This window comes from Mesotoga sp. HF07.pep.5.2.highcov (genome assembly GCF_003666285.1).
Lineage (GTDB): Bacteria > Thermotogota > Thermotogae > Petrotogales > Kosmotogaceae > Mesotoga > Mesotoga prima.
In genome coordinates this window covers 1-1,660 of sequence record NZ_JFHJ01000225.1, presented here as the reverse complement: position 1 = coordinate 1,660, position 1,660 = coordinate 1, and the positions used below count along the sequence as shown (strand labels likewise).

The following is a 1,660-nucleotide window of genomic DNA, read 5'->3' as shown; positions in this document are numbered from 1 at the left end:
TAATCCTGAATATTCTTTGCAAGAATTACTGAGAGCTCCCTTTTAAGCCTCGACAAGTATTCGTCGCCCATTTTTTTCTCCTCAAGAGCTTTACACAATAAGGAAGAGAAAGATTCTGCCGACACTCTCACCGGAAAAACATGCTCAATCCTCTTCAAAGAGAAATTGCGGGGAAGTTCTGAGAGTAAGTGAAGTAGATCGTGCTCAAGCTCGCGATAATTCTTGTCGTTTGGCAGTGAATAGTCAGCTACCTCAATCTCAGGCTGTAACGACGCATATACCCGGAATTTCTCGCTTTCATGATCAAGGTAACGACATTCCCAAATGGGATTTCCTGAAGAACTGTCTAGATTTCGGGGTTTTCCGGAGATATGAATCAAGTTTTCTGAATCATTCGTTTCTTTTCTTAGAAGTTCTTCAAAACCCCTTTCATTTCTCGCAATCCAATAATCGTTCTCAGTTCTAATCCCTGGTACTGCTACTATTCCAGATCTGGAAAGAGAAAGATGCCACTTCGCGTAGGAAGAAAGTGATGAATCAAGAATCACGCATCTTTCGTAACCCCTTTTTTTCAGTTCAGCTGTAGTCGATATCTCTTCAAGGACAGAAGCATGAAGTTCGTACTTGGTAATAACAAAGGCAGTCTTCATCTTTTCGCCTCAAGTTCTGAAAGATTAACTATAGCCTCTTTCATGTCCTCTGGGAGCCTGGCTATGAAGGTCATTCTTATTCCTGACCGAGGGTGAGAAACCGTTAGTTTCATGGCATGAAGCATCTGTCTCTTAATTCCAAAAATCTCGTCTTCTCTTGCCTTTCCATAAACCGCATCTCCGAGAAGCGGGAAGCCCTTCTCTTTCATATGCACCCTTATTTGATGTGTTCTACCTGTCCTAGGCCTTACAATTATCAATGAAGCAATACTTGAAAAATTCGAGAGAGTTTGAAAATATGTGAGGGATTCCTTGCCATTCTCATTTACCGACATCTTAAGTCTGTTGACTGGGTGCCGAGCAATCGAGTAATCAATCTTTCCGAACGGTGGTGTCTTTCCTCTGACGAGCGCAATATACTCTTTAGTAGTCAATCTGCTCTTGAACTGACTTGAAAGTGAAACATGCGCAAGGTCATTCTTGGCGACAATGATTATCCCGCTCGTATCCTTATCGAGCCTGTGAACAATGCCCGGTCTAGTTACACCACCTATTCCTTGAAGATCTTTACAGTGATAGAGAAGAGCATTTACAAGCGTACCTGTTTGCTTTCTTGGAAGTGGATGAACAATGATACCAGGATCCTTGTTAACTACGATGATATCGCGGTCTTCAAAGACAATCTTTAGCGGGATGGCCTCAGGTTCTACAGACGCGACTTTTGGTTTTTCGGGAAGGTCAAAAGTGATTGACTCTCCGATCTTAACCTTATAGGATGGTTTTCTGGGTCTACTGTTAACAAATACCTTGGAATTTTTTATTTGCCGTTGCACAAAAGTGCGGGAAACCCAAAGCGGAGCTTTCTCAACGACTACCTTATCAAGTCTCCAGCCATCTTCACGGCTGGAGACTATTATCTCTTGAAGCACGCTTCTCCCTTCGATATACAGAGAGTGTTAACAAGCTGCGCCAAAAACAATGCACAAATCCGCAAAATTGAAGATCGCAGG

General features: G+C 42.6%; 1 protein-coding gene and 1 pseudogene. Both read right to left on the bottom strand.

What is annotated here, in order from left to right; genetic code table 11:
* Positions 1 to 650 (bottom strand): annotated as a pseudogene (locus tag BG32_RS04680) (DNA polymerase III subunit alpha); the annotation flags it as partial.
* Entirely contained in the window at positions 647 to 1,579 is a 933-nt protein-coding gene (locus BG32_RS04675; RefSeq protein WP_006492303.1) for an RluA family pseudouridine synthase, read from the bottom strand. The pseudogene BG32_RS04680 and the gene BG32_RS04675, both read right to left, overlap by 4 nt.
* Between the last annotated feature and the right edge of the window lie 81 nt (positions 1,580 to 1,660).